General features: G+C 35.8%; 18 protein-coding genes. 4 read left to right on the forward strand and 14 right to left on the reverse strand.

What is annotated here, in order from left to right; translation table 11 throughout:
* Positions 1 to 86: 86 nt before the first annotated feature.
* Entirely contained in the window at positions 87 to 521 is a 435-nt protein-coding gene (locus ACQVD9_RS14265; protein ID WP_264746591.1) for a hypothetical protein, read from the forward strand.
* 59 nt (positions 522 to 580) lie between these two features.
* Positions 581 to 1,933: an OprD family porin gene (locus ACQVD9_RS14270; RefSeq protein ID WP_264746592.1), complete on the forward strand. Its 1,353-nt coding sequence runs from the start codon at positions 581 to 583 to the stop codon at positions 1,931 to 1,933.
* Between the two features lie 124 nt (positions 1,934 to 2,057).
* On the opposite strand, the gene paaZ is transcribed toward ACQVD9_RS14270, so the two are convergent.
* The 8 genes from paaZ to paaG all read right to left on the reverse strand — a co-directional run bounded on the left by paaZ (position 2,058) and on the right by paaG (position 10,315).
* A complete protein-coding gene (gene paaZ / locus ACQVD9_RS14275; protein ID WP_264746593.1) occupies positions 2,058 to 4,103 on the reverse strand; it encodes a phenylacetic acid degradation bifunctional protein PaaZ in 2,046 nt (681 codons plus the stop codon).
* Positions 4,104 to 4,292: 189 nt separating this feature from the next.
* Positions 4,293 to 5,369 (reverse strand): 1,2-phenylacetyl-CoA epoxidase subunit PaaE, encoded by a 1,077-nt coding sequence (gene paaE, locus ACQVD9_RS14280; protein WP_264746594.1) that lies wholly within the window; start codon positions 5,367 to 5,369, stop codon positions 4,293 to 4,295.
* 25 nt (positions 5,370 to 5,394) lie between these two features.
* Positions 5,395 to 5,928, reverse strand: a complete 534-nt coding sequence (paaD, locus tag ACQVD9_RS14285) for a 1,2-phenylacetyl-CoA epoxidase subunit PaaD (RefSeq protein ID WP_264746595.1) — start codon at positions 5,926 to 5,928, stop codon at positions 5,395 to 5,397.
* Complete coding sequence (gene paaC, locus ACQVD9_RS14290) at positions 5,915 to 6,673, reverse strand: 1,2-phenylacetyl-CoA epoxidase subunit PaaC (RefSeq protein WP_264746596.1); 759 nt, start codon at positions 6,671 to 6,673, stop codon at positions 5,915 to 5,917. The genes paaD and paaC overlap by 14 nt, the downstream gene beginning before the upstream one ends.
* A 7-nt stretch (positions 6,674 to 6,680) precedes the next feature.
* Complete coding sequence (gene paaB, locus ACQVD9_RS14295) at positions 6,681 to 6,962, reverse strand: 1,2-phenylacetyl-CoA epoxidase subunit PaaB (RefSeq protein WP_201093711.1); 282 nt, start codon at positions 6,960 to 6,962, stop codon at positions 6,681 to 6,683.
* 14 nt (positions 6,963 to 6,976) lie between these two features.
* A complete protein-coding gene (gene paaA, locus ACQVD9_RS14300; RefSeq protein WP_264746597.1) occupies positions 6,977 to 7,975 on the reverse strand; it encodes a 1,2-phenylacetyl-CoA epoxidase subunit PaaA in 999 nt (332 codons plus the stop codon).
* 94 nt (positions 7,976 to 8,069) lie between these two features.
* Positions 8,070 to 9,371, reverse strand: coding sequence for a phenylacetate--CoA ligase PaaK (gene paaK, locus ACQVD9_RS14305; RefSeq protein ID WP_264746598.1), 1,302 nt, complete (start codon positions 9,369 to 9,371; stop codon positions 8,070 to 8,072).
* Positions 9,372 to 9,523: 152 nt separating this feature from the next.
* Complete coding sequence (gene paaG, locus ACQVD9_RS14310; RefSeq protein WP_264746599.1) at positions 9,524 to 10,315, reverse strand: 2-(1,2-epoxy-1,2-dihydrophenyl)acetyl-CoA isomerase PaaG; 792 nt, start codon at positions 10,313 to 10,315, stop codon at positions 9,524 to 9,526.
* A 359-nt stretch (positions 10,316 to 10,674) separates the two neighbouring features.
* Here paaG and ACQVD9_RS14315 point away from each other — a divergent pair, with 359 nt between their 5' ends.
* A complete protein-coding gene (locus ACQVD9_RS14315) occupies positions 10,675 to 11,271 on the forward strand; it encodes a DapH/DapD/GlmU-related protein (RefSeq protein ID WP_264746600.1) in 597 nt (198 codons plus the stop codon).
* A 68-nt stretch (positions 11,272 to 11,339) separates the two neighbouring features.
* Positions 11,340 to 12,269, forward strand: a complete 930-nt coding sequence (gene paaX, locus ACQVD9_RS14320; RefSeq protein WP_264746601.1) for a phenylacetic acid degradation operon negative regulatory protein PaaX — start codon at positions 11,340 to 11,342, stop codon at positions 12,267 to 12,269.
* A gap of 276 nt (positions 12,270 to 12,545) precedes the next feature.
* Here the strand turns inward: paaX and ACQVD9_RS14325 are convergent, their stop codons facing one another.
* The 6 genes from ACQVD9_RS14325 to queE form a co-directional block, all read right to left on the reverse strand.
* Positions 12,546 to 13,352 carry an aldo/keto reductase gene (locus ACQVD9_RS14325; protein WP_264747804.1) on the reverse strand — a complete coding sequence of 269 codons (807 nt, stop codon included), beginning with the start codon at positions 13,350 to 13,352 and terminating at the stop codon, positions 12,546 to 12,548.
* On the reverse strand, positions 13,343 to 14,518 hold the full coding sequence (locus ACQVD9_RS14330) for an FAD-dependent oxidoreductase (RefSeq protein ID WP_264746602.1): 1,176 nt from the start codon (positions 14,516 to 14,518) through the stop codon (positions 13,343 to 13,345). The genes ACQVD9_RS14325 and ACQVD9_RS14330 overlap by 10 nt, the downstream gene beginning before the upstream one ends.
* 104 nt (positions 14,519 to 14,622) lie before the next feature.
* Positions 14,623 to 15,069 carry a hypothetical protein gene (locus ACQVD9_RS14335; protein WP_264746603.1) on the reverse strand — a complete coding sequence of 149 codons (447 nt, stop codon included), beginning with the start codon at positions 15,067 to 15,069 and terminating at the stop codon, positions 14,623 to 14,625.
* A gap of 102 nt (positions 15,070 to 15,171) precedes the next feature.
* On the reverse strand, positions 15,172 to 16,848 hold the full coding sequence (locus tag ACQVD9_RS14340; RefSeq protein WP_264746604.1) for a Na+/H+ antiporter: 1,677 nt from the start codon (positions 16,846 to 16,848) through the stop codon (positions 15,172 to 15,174).
* A 52-nt stretch (positions 16,849 to 16,900) separates the two neighbouring features.
* Positions 16,901 to 17,590 carry a 7-cyano-7-deazaguanine synthase QueC gene (gene queC, locus ACQVD9_RS14345; RefSeq protein WP_264746605.1) on the reverse strand — a complete coding sequence of 230 codons (690 nt, stop codon included), beginning with the start codon at positions 17,588 to 17,590 and terminating at the stop codon, positions 16,901 to 16,903.
* A gap of 1 nt (position 17,591) precedes the next feature.
* On the reverse strand, positions 17,592 to 18,233 hold the full coding sequence (gene queE / locus ACQVD9_RS14350; RefSeq protein WP_264746606.1) for a 7-carboxy-7-deazaguanine synthase QueE: 642 nt from the start codon (positions 18,231 to 18,233) through the stop codon (positions 17,592 to 17,594).
* Between the last annotated feature and the right edge of the window lie 105 nt (positions 18,234 to 18,338).

Below are 18,338 nucleotides of genomic sequence, written 5' to 3' on the forward strand. Positions count from 1 at the left end.
TATATAATTTTTTCTATTTGTCATTATTTTGTAATAAAAATCTGTCACTTTAATGGAATTGATAAAGATGAACATTGGAGTGTTAAATGAATTCAATCAAATATACTTACAGCATTTGTTTTTGTATGTTTGCATTAATTTTTTTTATTACTAGTCCTAGAGTATTTGCTAAAGAACATACCAAAGAATACTCTACCATCATGACAGAACATAATTTTGCCAACATTAATCCCCTGTCATTTAAACGAATATATCTTGCCAAACTTATTAATAAAAATAAAATTAAAAATATTTGGAAAGTAGACTATTTCAAATCATTAAACATCCATAATATTCATCAACTTTCTCAAGAAAAACCTTGTGAAGCGATATTCAAACTTTCCTTCTTCACTATATCCAATATCAATATTTCTGATTTAAATCATATTACTGTAGAAAATGATAAAAATTTGCCATTTTTTGATAGTGAAAATTTCAATAAAGCAGATTATAACAATATTATCTTATTAAAAAAGGCATAACTATTTAAATGTCTAGCACTCTATACTTTTTTTAAAACATTAGCGATTAGGGGATTTTCATGATTAACAAACCAACTAAAATAGCCATTATTATTTCAGCATTATCTTTTATTCCCATAGTAAATGCTGCTGAAACAAAAGATGATGCTAAAAAAAGCATTTTTAATGAAAGTGCTCAAGCATCAGCTAAGGGTTTTATAGAGGGCAGCAAATTAGATGTTTTAACACGTAGTTTTTACATGAATCGAGATTATAGAAACTCGAGTCGAAATGGCCACGGTTCTAAAAAAGCACAAAGCTATCAAGAAGAGTGGGGACTAGGCTTTATTGGTACCTATAACTCAGGATATACCGAAGGAACAGTAGGGTTCGGGGTTGATGCTATCGGTATGTATGCTTGGCGACTCGACTCAGGCAAAGGCAGAGCTGGTAGCCACTTATTTCCACGTGATAGTAATGGTAGACCTGAAAAAGATTTTGGTAGAGCAGGCGTTGCCGCCAAGGCAAGAATCTCAAATACCACCTTCAAATATGGTGAACAGTTTGTTAGCACTCCTGTATTCGATACTAATGATGGTCGTTTACTACCCGAATCCGCTACTGGCCTATTGATTGAAAGTAATGAGATAAAAAAACTTCAACTAACGCTTGGTCATTTTACTGCACTTTCATCGCGTAACCAAAGTGGCTATGATTCGCAAAGCAATGGCTTCTTAAGCTATAAACAACATAACGGTAAAGGTCTAAAAGAAATCTACTTTGGTGGTGTTACCTACCAATTCACCAATGACTTATCCGCTAGTGTTTTCGCCTCTGATGTTAAAGACTTCTGGAAAAAACAATACGCCAACATAGGCTACAACATACCTATAGCTGATAATCAAAATATAAAATTCAATTTTGATTACTACCGTGTAAAAGCCCAAGGTGATATGAAAGATGTCTATAAAATAGATTCTGATACATGGTCATTAACGGGTGCTTATACTATTAGTGCCCATACATTCTTACTGGGTTACCAAAGCTCCTCAGGTAAAGGGGGTATGCCTTATGGTGTTGATGGTAAAGACGCAATTTATTTAGGTAACTCTATTCAAGTATCTGACTTCAACAATGAAGGTGAGAGATCTTGGCAAGCAGCCTATACTATCAAATTTGATGATTATGGTATTCCAGGTTTAAGTATTACTAACAAATACGTTAATGGCCGACACATCGCCAACTCATGGACAAATTATGGAAATGGCAAGGGTAAAGAATGGGAATATAATCTAGATGCTAAATACACCATACAAAGTGGACCAGCAAAAGATTTAAGTTTCCGTGTACGTCATGCTACTTATCGTTCATCTGCATTAGATGATCGTAATGAAGTACGTTTAATTGTGCAATATCCTTTAAGTATTCTATAAATATCTTTAATGTGTGAGATAACTAAAATTATCTCACACTACTTTGTTAATCTTGTTCGTTTATTGTTTAACAGCTATGCTCACTACAATATCTAATTTAGATTGTAGTGGGCAATGTTATACACTACTCTTTCTTGCTTACCAGCGTTAAAATATCATAGCTAGCAACTAACTCATCATTTTGATTAGTTACTTGCACATCCCAAGCTACTACACCCTGCCCTGTACCATCAGGTGATGTTTTACCTTGATCTATTTTACGTTTACAGGTTAAGCGTGCTTGAATCGTATCACCAATACCAACAGGATTAACGAAGCGTAGATTATCCAAACCATAATTAGCTAATACTGGCCCTGGGGCTGCTGATACGAATAACCCAGCAGCAGCGGATAAGACAAAATAACCATGCGCTATTCGTTTACCAAACAGTGAGTCTTTAGCGGCGATTTCATCGAAATGCATATAAAAATGATCACCCGATAAACAGCCAAAGTTCACAAGATCAGCTTCTGTTACTGTTCTACGATGAGTTAATAATGACTCACCTATCTGTAAATCTTCAAAATAATGACGGAAAGGATGAGTAGGTGTTTCAATAATCTCTGAGCCTCTTACATACTCTTTGGTAATAGCGGCCAACATAGTAGGTGAACCTTGGATAGCTGTACGCTGTAAATAATGTTTAACTGCGCGTAATCCACCTAATTCTTCGCCACCACCAGCACGCCCTGGACCACCATGTTTCAATATGGACAAAGGAGAACCATGTCCTGTAGATTCGAGAGCCGCCTCTTTATCCAATACTAATATACGTCCATTCCAACGAGCAGCAGTAGGTATAGCTTGAGCTGCAAGACTTGGCTTTTTAGTCGTTAATGTGCTCACTAAACTACCTTTACCATAAGAGGCAATAGCAACAGCCTCTTCAATATCACCAGAATAAGCAATTAAGGTGCTGACAGGTCCAAATGCCTCTATTGAATGAACACTTGCGTCAGCAGCCGACTGCTTACTTAATAATAAAGTCGGTTGTAAGAAAGCACCCTCTTTCAGATTATTACCTACAGGTGCAAAATCAGCACTCTCTCCATAAATTAATTCACTGTTTTTTAATAACTTAGCAATATGCTGTTCAACATCTTGCTTTTGCTCTAAAGAAGCAACTGCCCCCATTTTAACGCCTTCAACAGCAGGGTCACCCACTGTAACTTTAGCTAATCGATCTTTAATGCGTTCCGCCACCTCATCAATATACTGTTTTGGTACAATAATACGACGAATAGCTGTACATTTCTGACCAGCCTTCACGGTCATTTCACGCACGACTTCTTTAACAAAAATATCAAACTCAGCATCATTAGGTGATATATCAGAAGCGAGAATAGCCGCATTTAACGAATCGGCTTCAGCATTAAAAGGAATTGAACGACTAATTAAATGGATATTACTACGTAACTTATTGGCTGTTGACGCAGATCCTGTAAAAGTCACCACATCTTGTTCAGTTAAAATATCTAATAAATCGCCTGTAGAACCTATAATTAATTGTAAGCTACCTGTAGGTAAAATATCAGATTTATCTATTAACTTAACTAATGCTTCTGTTAAATAACAGGTTGAAGTAGCTGGTTTAGCAATACAAGGCATACCTGCTAAAAAGTTAGGGGCAAATTTTTCTAATAATCCCCATACTGGAAAATTAAACGCATTAATATGTACAGCTACACCAGAACGCGGTACTAAAATATGGGTTCCTGCAAAATGATTTTCTTTACCTAATGGGATTACAGGGCCTTCGTGCAATACATTACCTGATGGCAACTCTCTTCGCCCAATACTCGCATAGGCAAAAAGAGTAGCTATTCCACCTTCAATATCAATCCAACTATCATTTCGAGTAGCACCTGAATAATAAGAAATTTTATATAATTCTTCTTTGTGTTTATTAAGGTAAACGGCTAATGCTTTTAGCTGTGCAGCACGTTGTTGAAAGTCAAATTTTCGTAAGGAACATTGTCCTTGTTTATAAGCATAGTCTAATGCTTCATTAAAATCTAAAGATTCTGCATGAGTGTAACCAATAATACTACCATTAATAGCACTGGTTAACGCTTGCGATGTTTGTTGTCCAACCCATTGTCCAGCAATAAAACTTTGTATGACAGACATTAGTAATTTCTCCCAACCACCTACACACAAAGGTGTTAAGGTTTAATTAAATTCTATTTAGATGTGATTCTAGAGTTTAAATTGGAGCAATTAACATTACTCCATTTTATATTTACTTTAACTTTTCTTTATTAGTTGTTGTTTTAAGAAGCTGATATAAGTAATTTTTAATAACTATAAAATAAAAACTTATAGATCATAATCTAAAACAACTTTATCACTCAGTGGGTAACACTGGCAGGACAACACATAACCTGCAGCCACCTCGTAATCTTCTAAGGCAAAGTTATTATCCATTTCAACTTCACCTTCCACCACTTTTGCTCTACAAGTTGAACAAACACCTGCTTTACAAGAGAAAGGTAGATCAGCACCCTGTTTATTTGCTGCTTCTAAAATACTCTCAGTATTTCTTGGCAAGTCAATAGTTTGACTACGTCCATCAACGACTACAGTAACCTGACTAGTTTGCTTATCAGTACCTTTAACTGTAGTACGCTCCCTCATTTTTTGCTGAGGCGCTGAGGTTGCAAATAACTCAAAGTGGATGTGTTCTTTACTCATACCACCATCAAGTAATTGCTGTTTAACAATCTCTGTCATTTCCTGTGGACCACAGATAAATGCAGCCGTGGTATTAGCTAAATCAATCCAGCGAGAGAAGAATGTTTGACACTTTTCGGCATCAACATGTCCATTATAAAGATCAATATCTTGAGGTTCTCGACTAAATATAAAGATAAGATTTAAACGTTCTAAGTAAGTATTTTTTAAATCTTCTAACTGTTCTCTAAAAATAGTATTAGGTGTAGAGCGATTACCATAAACTAGTGTAAAGGTACTTTTTGGCTCTGCCTCTAAAGTAGATTTAATAATTGATAAAATAGGTGTAATTCCACTACCCGCAGCTACCGCCAAGTAATTAGCTGCACGATTAACATCTAATTCAATATAGAAGTTACCATCTGGCGGCATTACTTCTAAACTTTCACCTACTTTAAGTTGCTCATTGGCATAAGTAGAAAACAAACCATCGGCTACTTTCTTAACAGCAACCCGTAGTTCATTATCATAAAGACCACTACAAATAGAGTAAGAGCGTCTTACATCTTCACCATTAATATCTTTTTTTAACACAAGATATTGACCTGGATTAAAACGAAAATCGTTTGCTAAATCTGCTGGAACACCAAAAGCAATTGATACAGTATCACGTGTTTCTGGACGTATATCCGTGATAGTTAATTGATGGAACTGCTTTTTCATTATTATTCTCCGTTTATTCTTTTCATCAAATGCACTTAAAATAATCAAATGGTTCAGCGCATTCATTACAACGATAAAGTGCTTTACAAGCAGTAGAACCAAACTGGCTAATAACCTCAGTATGTGTACTACCACACTGCGGACATCTAACTACTGGTTCATTATGGGTAAGACTCCCCTTATTAGGGCTATCAACAGGTGGGGCAATACCAAAAGCCTCCAGTTTTTCGCGCCCTCGTGTAGTAATCCATGCGGTAGTCCATGCAGGGCTCAATTGACGCTCTAATTTAGGATTAATAAATCCTGCCTTTTCCAAAGCATCTCTGATTTCTTCTTCTATAAAATCAGTAGCAGGACAACCAGAGTAAGTAGGTGTTACTCCCACCAATAGATGCCCCTGTTGCCAATCAACATTACGAATGATCCCTAGATCAACTACACTTACTACAGGTACTTCTGGATCCATAACCTGCTCTAAAATCTTCCATGCACGCTCGATGTCTGCAGGAGACCCTATACGGGCTCCTGAGTCACCTGCAATCAAATTACCATACTGCATCTGGATAGGCTCTTGGTAAAAACTGCATTTCAGCTAGGATGATACCCAATAACTCTGTATGCATACCCTTACTACCATCTAAATAAATATACTTAGCGGGTTCTGGTACTTTAATATCCACACTGGTGAATACATCTGTAACCGTTTTACGCCAATTACTAGCCACTTGCTGAGGATCTTCTATAACACCTTCTGCAAATAACTGTTTGATGGTTTCATTTGGATGCTCTAATTCATAAGTAAAACGCCATAATTCATTAATTGCAGCTAATAGCCGTTTTCTACTTTCCTCAGTACCATCTGCAAAACGTTTTATCCATTCAGTAGAACGACGTAGATGATAACTCACCTCTTTTAATGCTTTAGCAGCAATGGCTACTATTCTTTCATCTTTACTATTAGTTAAACTTTGTAAAGTATGATAATGCCAAACATCATAGAAGAATAATTTACAGGTAGTCACTGCATAATCACCATTATGCTGTTCCACTAACAATAAATTACGGTAAGCTCTTTCATCACGACGATAAGCTAAATCATCAGCGCAACGTCCATCATTCACAACTTCTGCTGCATAATCCATCCAATTTCTTGCTTGACCTACTAAGTCTAAACCAAGGTTCATTAGCGCAATTTCTTCTTCTAATGCTGGCGCTCTGCCACACAACTCACAAAGTCGCTGCCCTGTGATTAATGCACTATCACCTAAGTGCAGTAAATAATTCACTAAAATATCTTTTGACATAACTACCTCACATTTGTCCAACTTCTTTAGGTAGCTCGTAAAAGCTAGCATGGCGATATACTTTATCTTCTGATGGATCAAATAATGCTTCTTTTTCATCAGGTGAAGAGGCTGTAATATCAGTAGATGGAACAACCCAAATACTTACCCCTTCGTTACGACGGGTATATAAATCACGCGCACTTTCGATAGCCATACGCCCATCCGCGGCATGAATACTGCCTACGTGTTTGTGATTAAGACCATGTTTACTACGTACAAATACTTCGTATAAAGTCCACTCTGACATTGTTATTCTCCTAATTAGGCAACTTGATTTTTATTTTTCATGTTTTGTTTTGCAGCATAAGCTACGGCTGCTTCACGAACCCAAGCACCGTCGTCAATAGCTTTACGTCTTGTTGTAATACGCTCATAGTTACAAGGCCCATTGCCTTTAATTACTTCATAAAACTCATCCCACTTGATTTCACCAAAATCATAATGACTACGTTCTTCATTCCATTTCAACTCTGGATCAGGTGCTGTACAGCCTAGAAACTCTAGTTGTGGTACAGTTTGATCAATAAATTGTTGGCGTAAGTCATCATTACTTTTACGTTTAATTTTCCATGCCATTGATTGAGCACTATTAGGTGAGTCATGATCACTAGGACCAAACATCATTAAAGACGGCCACCAAAGACGGTTAATAGCATCCTGCACCATTTCTTTTTGAGCAGCATTACCTTGTTGCATCATGGTTAATAAAATTTCATAACCTTGACGTTGATGGAAGCTCTCCTCCTTACAAATACGAATCATCGCTCTAGAATAAGGACCATAAGAAGTACGTTGTAAGGCTACTTGGTTAACAATAGCAGCTCCATCAACCAACCAACCGACAGCACCTACATCAGCCCAATTCAATGTAGGGTAATTAAAGATACTTGAATACTTAGCTTTACCTGCATGTAGTTTGGCCACTTCCTCATCACGATCAGCACCTAATGTTTCCATCGCACTGTACAAGTATAAACCATGCCCAGACTCATCTTGAATCTTTGCCATTAACTGTAATTTGCGTTTAAAAGAAGGGGCACGAGTTACCCAGTTTCCCTCAGGCAACATACCCACTACTTCTGAATGAGCATGTTGTGATATTTGACGTATAAGTGTTTTTCTATATGCCTCAGGCATCCAATTTTTAGGTTCTATCTTAATTTCTTCATCAATACGTATTTGAAAAGCTTTTTCTTCATCAGACATTTCTTCAAAAGTTTTGATACGCTTTACACCTGTCTCGACTAGTTGTGCATACATGGGATGTCTCCTTTCTTATTTTTGTTTGCCTAAATATGATACATTATTTTTTATTAAATTAAACAAAAAGTATCATATTAAGACTTTTTTATATTTAGGACGCCTTACGTTGGTCAAAAACCCTAGCAGCCTTACCCTCTGATCGTTTAATACTATAACAAGGTCTTACTATAATCTCCGCATTAATACCTATATAGTTTTTAAAGTGCTTTGACAGCTCTTGAAGTGCTCTATTTTTTACATCATCAGATAAACCTTGATAATCAGCTTTAAACTCTACATGGAGGCTTAAACTATCTAGATTACCTCTACGAGTTAAATGTATTTCGTATGTTTCAGAAAGCTGTGGTACTTTTAATACAAGCTCTTCAATTTGGGTTGGATACACATTAATACCACGGATAATCATCATATCATCGCTACGTGCAGTGATTCGCTCTAAACGACGCATAGGGCGAGCAGTACCAGGTAATAATCGCGTTAAATCACGGGTACGATAACGAATAATAGGCAATGCTTCTTTTTGTAAACCTGTTAAAACCAACTCCCCAATTTCACCATCAGGTAATACTTCTAAAGTAACAGGATCAATAATTTCAGGATAATAATAATCTTCCCAAATGGTTGGGCCATCTTTAGTTTCAATACACTCCATCGCAACGCCTGGTCCCATCATTTCTGATAAACCATAAATATCCAATGCATTAATACCAAGACGTCTCTCAATAGCTTGACGCAAATCACCAGTCCAAGGTTCAGCACCAAAAATTCCTACGCGTAGATTAATCTCCTCTGCCGATATACCTTGCTTCTCTAATTCATCTGCTATATTGAGCATATATGAAGGGGTAACCATAATAATATCTGGCTTTAAATCTAGAATAAGTTGAACCTGCTTTTCGGTTTGACCACCAGACATAGGAATGACAGCACAGCCTAAGCGTTCTGCGCCATAGTGAACACCCAGACCACCTGTAAATAAGCCATAACCATAAGAAACCTGTACTTTATCACCAGGTTTACCGCCAGCCGCACGAATAGAACGTGCTACTACATTGGCCCATGCATCAATATCATTTTGTGTGTATCCTACTACTGTTGGTTTTCCTGTTGTACCACTAGAAGCATGTAATCGAACGATTTTATTCATAGGTACTGCAAACATATTAAACGGATAGTTATCACGTAAATCTGTTTTAACGGTGAAAGGGAATTTACTTAAATCCTCTAGAGAATTTAATTCGTCTGGATGAACACCTTGCTCTTCAAATTTTTGACGATAAAAAGGAACATTATCATAAGCATATTTAACACTTTGTTTTAAACGTTCAATTTGTAGCCCACGCAACTCATCAATACTGGCTGTTTCAATTGGATCTAATTGTACTTTTTGCATAATCACACACTCTCTATTGTACTTGTTTTCAGTGAAACTAATTTAGTTTTAAAATTTATTATTGTTATTTTTACAATTTATTCAAAAGTAATAGTTAATAAATGATCACTTAATTAATTCATACAAATCCTCCCATTAGCTAATAAATACTATTACTTACCTTTAAATGCTGGTGCACGTTTTTCTATAAATGCAGCAACACCTTCTTTATAATCTTCACTACGTCCTGCTAGACGTTGTAAATCACGTTCAATATTAAGTTGTTGCTCTAATGTATTATCAAAACTTACATTCAATGCTTGTTTTGTTAAAGCTAAACCATAGGTAGGCTGAGCAGCGAAATGACTAGCTAATTTATCCGTTTCTTCAACTAACTTATCATCATCCACACATTGCCAAATCAATCCCCAATCAGCAGCCTGTTCTGCAGATAACTTATTACCTAACAAAGTTAATGCTTTTGCCCTCGCCAACCCAATTAAACGAGGTAATATCCATGTACCACCAGAATCTGGAATTAAACCTATTTTCACAAAGGCTTGAATAAAGCTAGCTGATTTTGCAGCAATAACAATATCACAAGCTAATGGAATATTAGCGCCAGCGCCAGCCGCTACACCATTAACAGCGCAAATAGTTGGTATCGCTAAATCTTGTAATTGTAAAATCAATGGATTATAAAATTGCTCTATTGAGTAACCTAAATTTGGCATCTCTGAACTTGCTTTGACATTACGATCACTTAAATCTTGTCCTGCACAAAAGCCACGTCCAGCACCAGTTAACACTAAAACTCGTACTTGCTCGTTACACTGTATTTCATCTAAAACCTGTTTAACTTCTTTATGCATAGCTTCATTAAAACTATTTAGCTGTTTTGGACGATTTAATGTTAGCTTTGCAATGCCATTCTCAAGGCTAAAAATAATATGCTCAAAAGACATGCTGATCACCCTCTTATTAATAAAGTTTTTATTGTTTTAATACTAATAGCTGTTAACAGATTACAGTTTATACTAGCTTTTTTATTATTTAAATAAATTCATATATCCAGATCACCAAATAAGATACAAAATATTTAAAACAATCATTAAAAATGTATTATATTTTTATTTATAATCACTGTTTATAGTAAAAAATGATTATATGCAAATCCTACAAAAGAATGTATTAATAATAATTATAGTTTATAAAATAAAATCTTTTACAAACATAAAAATATATTACATATTTTTTATATTATTTATTTTTAAATATCATATATTATATATTTCTCTCATTAACATTTTAAAATAAGAATATTATGACTTGCTATCGATATCAAAATCTTACTCCAGTAGTACATCCAACTGCCTATGTTCATCCAACTGCTGTATTAATTGGTGATGTTATTGTTGAAGCAGGATGTTATATAGGCCCTCTTGCTTGCTTACGCGGTGACTTTGGTCGCCTTATTTTACGAGAAGGCAGTAATTTCCAAGATACCTGTGTTATGCATGGTTTTCCTGGTGCAGAAACAATCGTTGAAAAAAATGGTCATATTGGTCATGGTGCTGTATTACATGGCTGTATCATTGGCGAAGATTGTTTAGTGGGTATGAATGCAGTTGTAATGGATGGTGCACATATTGCACCACGTTGCATTGTCGCTGCTACATCCTTTGTTAAGGCAGGTTTTAGTTGTGAAGAACAGTCGATGATTATGGGTACCCCTGCTGAAGTTAAACGCAAATTAATGGATAAAGAACTGGCTTGGAAACAACGAGGTACTAAGGAATATCAAGCGCTTGCTAAACATTGCCTCATCAATATGGAAATTTGTGAACCATTATCCGCAATAGAGGAAAATAGACCTTTAACAGCTGAAGATCCATTATTAAAGCCCAAATTTCTTTCCTAAATAAAAACTGATATAGTCATTAGTTTTCAACTTACTTATTTTCCAATAACTTATTCTATTACTTAATCATGACAACATTAGCTACACTTAACCAACTTATTGAAAACTACCAACAACAAGTAACAATAAGAGCTAGTTCACTTATTATCACTCTGTTTGGAGATGTGATAGAACCTCATGGTGGTAGTATTTGGTTAGGTAGTTTAATCCAAGCATTACAACCTTTAGGTATTAATGAACGATTAGTAAGAACTTCAATTTTTCGACTAACCCAAGATAATTGGCTAACTAATGATAAAATAGGCAGAAAAAGCTATTATGCTTTAACAAATTACGGACGTAGTTGTTTTGAAAAAGCATTTAAACGAGTCTACTCTCCCAACCCAGCATCATGGAATGGCACGTGGTGTATAATAATATCCTCACAACTTCCAACAGAAAAACGAAAAATAGTTCGTGAAAAATTAGAATGGTTAGGCTTTGCATTATTAGCTCCTAACACTATGGGTAGTCCACAATATGATCGCACTGATATTTTCACTACCCTACAAGAGTTAGATGTTTTAGAAGATTGCATTATCTTCTTTACTACACCACAAGAAATACTGGCTTCTATAGCGTTAAGACAACAAGTCACTGAAAGTTGGAATATTGATTTGCTAAAACAAGGATATCAAACTTTTGTGCAATCATTTCGCCCTCTTTTACAAGAGTTATCTTTAGCAAAAATTATAAAACCTAGTGATGCTTTCTTAATAAGATTACTGCTTATCCATGAGTATCGAAAATTACAGTTACGTGATCCTCAACTACCTGATGAGTTATTACCAAATGATTGGGAAGGGAGAGCAGCTAGACAATTATGTCGTAATATCTATCGTCTAATATCCTCTTCAGCAGAAAAATGGATTAATCAAAATCTAGAAAATGCAGACGGATTGCTTGCAGAGGCAAATAGAAGTTTCTATCAACGTTTTGGCGGTATTGATCAATCTTAATAATGATGACTGTTTAACTTTCATAACAAAAGAAGGACGAAATTATGCAAATCAATGAATTAAAAGCAGGAGATATTTTATTATTCTCTGCTGAGAAAGGTAGCTTTATTTCTTGAGCCATAACTTTTCTTACTATTGATGTATATAAGCAGAACAATCACGACTATTACGTTCATACAATACAGCTAACCTATAATGGTCTCGCACATCTGGAGAATTACTGTATAACTTCGTATTAATTCGATTTAATTTTTATATTGATTAGCTATGCCATAGCTACTTAATTAAACAAGCAATTGCTGCATCTATATTTTGTTTTAAATGATGAAGATTAATTGTACCAACAATTGATGATGATACTGCTGGTTGCGAAAAAACTAAATCAAAACTAGCTTCGATAGGAGATTTATCAACATTAGCACATACATGCCCACTAGCTAATGCTTTTTTGATAAAGATACCTTTATTATTTTGAGCTGCATAGTCCAAAACTGCTTTTTCAGACTGTTCATTTAAGTTAAAAGTTACCATTGCACAATCACTTTGCTGCAATGCTTTAATACCACCTTCAACTGTCTTTCCAGATAAACCAAAACTACGGATAAGACCTCGTTCTTTTAGCTTTTTTAACGTGTCCCACAATTCTAGATCATTTACAATGGGTAAATCATTACCATCAGAATGTATTAACAATACATCAATATAATCTGTTTGTAAGCGTTTAAGACTCCGCTCAATGGAAGAAGTAATATGTGTGACACTAAAATCAAAAGAAGAAGAACCATTAATAAATTCTTCACCTGCTTTACTAACTATTATCCACTGCTCACGATCAGTTAATAATTCTCCTAATCGCTGTTCACTATTACCATAAGCCGGAGCTGTATCTAAGGTGTTAATACCTAAATCACGCGCTGTTCTTAACAATACTTTAACTTCATCATCATTAGGAATAGTAAAATGTGCTGGATATTTAACACCTTGATCACGACCAATTTTGACAGTCCCCAAACCTATTGGAGAAACTTCAATTCCTGTACTACCTAAAGGTCTGTACAACTCATGTAAAGTTTTCATGGCAATAATTCATCCCACACTCTTTTGGCAACAAAAGGCTTAGGAAGTTGAGGCAATGGTTGTTGATAAAGTGGTTTTATATTATTTTTTTGTAAACTGTTAATGCATTGATCTGCAAAATCAGGCGCTAACGCTAATTTTGTTGGCCAGCCTACAATAATAGGTAATTGTTCTGCTATAAAGGCATTATCTGGACGCATCAAACTATTCTGAGCAGGCTCAGCACGATTAACTCTAAGTGTTACCCACTCTGCATTTGATAAATCAATCCAAGGAAGAAGCTTAGCTACTTCCGATTTTGCAAACTCTATTTGCTCACTTTCACTTCTGGCAACACCGTTGGCTTCAGATAACTCTGCACCTAAATACCAAACAGGGGTACCATCTTGATGGTAATGTGTTGTAACCGTTAGTCTGGGTTTTACTCCAGCACCTAAACAATGAGCATACAATGGTTTAATATTGGGTGACTTAACCATTACCATATGCAAAGGTCTGAGTTGCATTACAGGTTTAGTAAGATTAAAACCTTTCATCAGTTCTTCATTACCTTCACCAGCTGATAAAACCAAACATTGTGTTTCTATAGTAAAATCATCTGCTTTTATAACTGTTTTATCTTTAGAAACACTAACAGCTGATAATGATTTAGCTGCTAAAACATTGTTTTCTGACAACTCCACCAATCTACTAATTAAAGTAGGAACATCTAAAACTAATTCGTCTAACTGGTAAGCTTTGCCCTTAAACTGTTCATTTTGCAAAGCCATAGGTAATTCATTATTTTTTACTTGTTTTACACGAGTTCTTAAAGCTTTACTCGCAAAGAAACTCATTAAATTACCCGCAATACTTCCTGGTGACCATAAATAGTGATAATGGCTTAGAATATTAACACCTGTTAAATCTAATTCACCATTTCCTGCCAAACAGTCTCGCCAACGTTTAGGCATTCCTGAAATGGCCTCAGAAGCACCTGTTAATGCACCATTTAGTGCATACTTAGTACCTCCATGAATAATGCCTTGTGACTTTACAGATTGTCCGCCTCCCAACGTATTATTTTCAATCACTAAAGTACTATAACCTAATTGATGAAGTCGTGCATTAAGCCATAATCCAGCAACTCCACCACCTACAATAACAATATCAGTAACTATTTGTTGAGACATATAATGACCTTAGAACATGATTGGTACAATATAAACATCCTTTCTTTAATACTAAAATAGTACGTATGTTCACAACTCCCCTAATGACACTTTAATTATATAAATTAAAGCTTCTCTTCAGCCTGTAATGATGACCTTGGTTCTTGAATCTCTTCTTCTACAGAGATTATACTCTCTTGCTCTTTATTACTTTGACGTTTTTGTCTCCATTTACGAAAACCATATTCTAGCGGCCAACGAATAAAAATAGCAAAGATAAAATAAATAGCTAATGCTATTTCCACTCTATAGAGTAATTCATTGGCAATGGCTACTTGATGATCACCTACCTGCATTAAAAAATCCATTGCCATTACTGCAATAGCTGGGGCATATTGAGCAGGTTCAGGGTTAATTAAAGTAGGAGAAAACAATAAAATAGTAATAACTAAAACAATAGGCTCTTTAATCAAACGCCACAAGAAACTAGTAAAAAAGATACTGGCTAACAACAATATGAATGCAGCTACGGCATATATTGACCATAATATAAAGTAATCTTGCTGATTCATGTACTTATATACCCTCTTTACAACAACCTATCTGCTAATTAAGGAGAAGATTGGTAGATTATAAAACAATCTTTCCTTAATCGCTTGGTGTTATTGCAACAATTAATGAGCAGATGTTGCACCGCTCAATGTAGCTTCCTGCAAATCTAATTCATCTAAAACCTGTCTGACAATATCATCACCTATCGCACGATGACGTCTTAATCTATATAATTCTAAACGTTGCGCACGTAGTGCACGTAGCCTAAGCATTTTCTCTACTTTATTATTTTGCTCAGCACGGACTTGCATTTCCTCCGTATTATTATCATAAGCATTTAAATGCTCTCTATACTCAGCCATGATTCTAGCTTTTGTTTCTGCCACCATAGTCGCTAATGCAGCATTCTGTGAAATATTAGGATCAGAAGTTAACTCCTCTGTTTCAAGCGCATGAATAGCAGCCTCTGCTGTTTTATGCCATGCCTCACGAAGCTCTTTTCTACGTCCCTCATCCACTCTCATCTCTATACCACGTAACAACAGAGGTAAGAAGATACACGCAGTAATTAAGGATAATAAAATAACGCCTACTGCAATAAAAATCATTAAATCGCGTTCAGGAAAAACTATACCTGCTTTAGCATCTATAAATAAAGGTATTGATAATGTACCTGCCAAAGTAACTGCACCGCGTACACCCCCTAACGTTAAAAGTAGAGCCGCTCTTCTAGTTCGAGGTACGTCTGAAGCTGATTTTTTGCGTACTTTATTTAAACGATTTATTAAATACCAATTACTTTGTATCCACAGGTATCTAAGCACTATTAAAATAAAAAAGATCAGAAATATTACGAATATTTGTTGCATCATTGTAGAAAATTGATGCTCAGGGCCTATACGAGCTAACATTTTTTTAATAATATCAGGAAGTTGCAATCCCAATAAAATAAAAATTAAACCATTAAACACAAACTCTAAAAGTGTCCAAACACTTCGATTTAATAACCTCGTTGACGTTTGTTTTGGTAATAAATCTACCCAACTCTGCATCATCCCCGCTGCCACTGCAGATAAGATACCAGAAACATGAAAATGCTCTGCTACCACATAGGCTAAAAATGGTAGTAAAAGCATGAACATTACGTGGGTAGCTGGATCATCCCAACCACGATTAATCATCCAACTGCGTAACTGACCTAACAACCAACTCAATATAACGCCTACAGCCAAACCACCCAAAGCCACTATAAGAAAAGTTACACTCGCATCTACTATAGAGAAAACACCTGTAATTGCAGCAGCTAAGGCAAACTTAAAGGTAACAAGGCCAGATGCATCATTCATTAATGACTCGCCTTGTAACAATCGCATTAATGGTATTGGTAACTTGCCTCTGGTTACCGCAGATACAGCCACTGCATCGGTAGGTGAAAGCATTGCAGCTAAGGCAAAAGCAGCAGCTAATGAGATGGTAGGAATTAAAAAATGAATAAAATAGCCAGCAATAATCACTGTAAAAAGCACTAAGCCTACAGCTAATAGAAAAATGGGGCCTTTATACTTCCATAAATCTCGTTTGGGTACTTGCCAACCATCAGAAAATAGCAAAGGTGGTAAAAATAGCATTAAAAAAAGCTCAGGTTCAAACTCAACATGAACCCCTAAAGCTGGCCATGCCACAATAGTACCTAGAACTATTTGTAAAATAGGAACAGGGATAAAGGGTAATAAACGGCTACCTAATTGAGAAATCCCGACTAACATCAACAAAGTGAGTACCATATAAGCACTCTGCATAATCAATAACTCCTTTTCTCAATATAGTTAATTTCTCAATTAGGTCCTTCTGCTATTTTACATAGCGAGTTGGATCTGTAACACCAGACTGTTTAAAACCTTCCGCTCTTAAGCGACAACTATCACACTTACCACAAGCATATCCATGTTCATCAGCCTGATAACAAGAGATCGTCAGAGCATAATCTACACCACAAGCTATACCACGCTGAATAATTTGTGCTTTTGATAAATTCTGTAAAGGTGCTTGAATACGAAATGACTTGCCTTCCACTCCAGCTTTAGTGGCTAAATTAGCCATTTTCTCAAAAGCAGCAATATACTCTGGACGACAATCAGGATAACCTGAATAATCAATTGCATTCACACCAATAAAAATATCCTGTGCTTCGGTCACTTCGGCTAAACCTAATGCTAAGGATAAAAACACCGTATTACGTGCAGGCACATAAGTAATAGGAATGCCTTCACAAGGAGATTCTGGCACATCAATTGATTCATCCGTTAACGCTGAACCACCGATGTCACCTAATCCTAACTTTATAACCTTATGAGAAGTAGCGCCTAGTTGTTTAGAGACCTGTTCTGCTGCATTAAGTTCCGCTCTATGGCGTTGTCCATAATCAAAACTAATCGTATGACATTGGTAACCTTCTGCTTTTGCTATGGCTAAAACAGTGGCTGAATCCAAACCACCTGATAATAAAATAATCGCTTTTTTAATTGAACTTGAAGTAGACATATTAGTGACCCGGCTCATCATTCCAAAGAATCTTATGTAACTGTAATTGAAAACGTACAGGTAAATTATCAGCAATAATCCAATCAGCTAGTTGCTGTGGTTTTACTTGTTGAAAACTGGGTGAAAACAGAACCTCATCCACCCGATTAGACAAATCATATTGAATCAATTTTGTTTTTGCCCAATCGTAATCATCTCTCGAACAAATCACAAACTTAATCTGATCATTTTTCGTAAGATAATTAATATTCTCATATAGATTACGTTCTACCTCTTGAGAATCAGGTGTTTTTAAATCTACTACCCGACTCACTCGAATATCCGTTGCTGAAATATCTAATGCACCACTCGTTTCTAAAGAAACTTGATAACCTGCATCGCATAATTGCTTAAGTAACATAATACAATTTGGTTGGGCTAAAGGCTCACCACCTGTCACACAGACATATTGTGGATTATAAGAAGCTACTTTTTCCATAATAGCTGTTAGCTCAACCAACTCTCCCCCCTTAAATGCATAAGTAGTATCACAATACTGACAACGCAGGGGACAACCTGTTAAACGAATAAAAACAGTTGGTAAACCAATAGAACGAGATTCACCTTGTAATGAATAAAAAATCTCTGTAATACGTAATTTCATAATAAGCCCCGGTCGTAACAGCGAAACAGGCCATCCGACTCCGATGCAAAAAAACAATAGCTACATTCTCTTAGAGAATATAGCTATACCTAAAAATATAAACAA

It is taken from the genome of Entomomonas sp. E7T21 (genome assembly GCF_058693955.1).

Coding starts and splice junctions, on each gene's coding strand:
- paaB (WP_201093711.1), bottom strand. CDS start 6,962: ATGTCAGAGTGGACTTTATACGAAGTATTTGTACGTAGTAAACATGGT.
- queC (WP_264746605.1), bottom strand. CDS start 17,590: ATGTCTACTTCAAGTTCAATTAAAAAAGCGATTATTTTATTATCAGGT.
- paaG (WP_264746599.1), bottom strand. CDS start 10,315: ATGTCTTTTGAGCATATTATTTTTAGCCTTGAGAATGGCATTGCAAAG.
- ACQVD9_RS14335 (WP_264746603.1), bottom strand. CDS start 15,069: ATGAATCAGCAAGATTACTTTATATTATGGTCAATATATGCCGTAGCT.
- paaK (WP_264746598.1), bottom strand. CDS start 9,371: ATGCAAAAAGTACAATTAGATCCAATTGAAACAGCCAGTATTGATGAG.
- ACQVD9_RS14315 (WP_264746600.1), top strand. CDS start 10,675: ATGACTTGCTATCGATATCAAAATCTTACTCCAGTAGTACATCCAACT.
- paaC (WP_264746596.1), bottom strand. CDS start 6,673: ATGTCAAAAGATATTTTAGTGAATTATTTACTGCACTTAGGTGATAGT.
- paaZ (WP_264746593.1), bottom strand. CDS start 4,103: ATGTCTGTCATACAAAGTTTTATTGCTGGACAATGGGTTGGACAACAA.
- ACQVD9_RS14265 (WP_264746591.1), top strand. CDS start 87: ATGAATTCAATCAAATATACTTACAGCATTTGTTTTTGTATGTTTGCA.
- paaD (WP_264746595.1), bottom strand. CDS start 5,928: ATGCAGTATGGTAATTTGATTGCAGGTGACTCAGGAGCCCGTATAGGG.
- ACQVD9_RS14270 (WP_264746592.1), top strand. CDS start 581: ATGATTAACAAACCAACTAAAATAGCCATTATTATTTCAGCATTATCT.
- paaE (WP_264746594.1), bottom strand. CDS start 5,369: ATGAAAAAGCAGTTCCATCAATTAACTATCACGGATATACGTCCAGAA.
- queE (WP_264746606.1), bottom strand. CDS start 18,233: ATGAAATTACGTATTACAGAGATTTTTTATTCATTACAAGGTGAATCT.
- paaX (WP_264746601.1), top strand. CDS start 11,340: ATGACAACATTAGCTACACTTAACCAACTTATTGAAAACTACCAACAA.
- paaA (WP_264746597.1), bottom strand. CDS start 7,975: ATGTATGCACAACTAGTCGAGACAGGTGTAAAGCGTATCAAAACTTTT.
- ACQVD9_RS14330 (WP_264746602.1), bottom strand. CDS start 14,518: ATGTCTCAACAAATAGTTACTGATATTGTTATTGTAGGTGGTGGAGTT.
- ACQVD9_RS14340 (WP_264746604.1), bottom strand. CDS start 16,848: ATGCAGAGTGCTTATATGGTACTCACTTTGTTGATGTTAGTCGGGATT.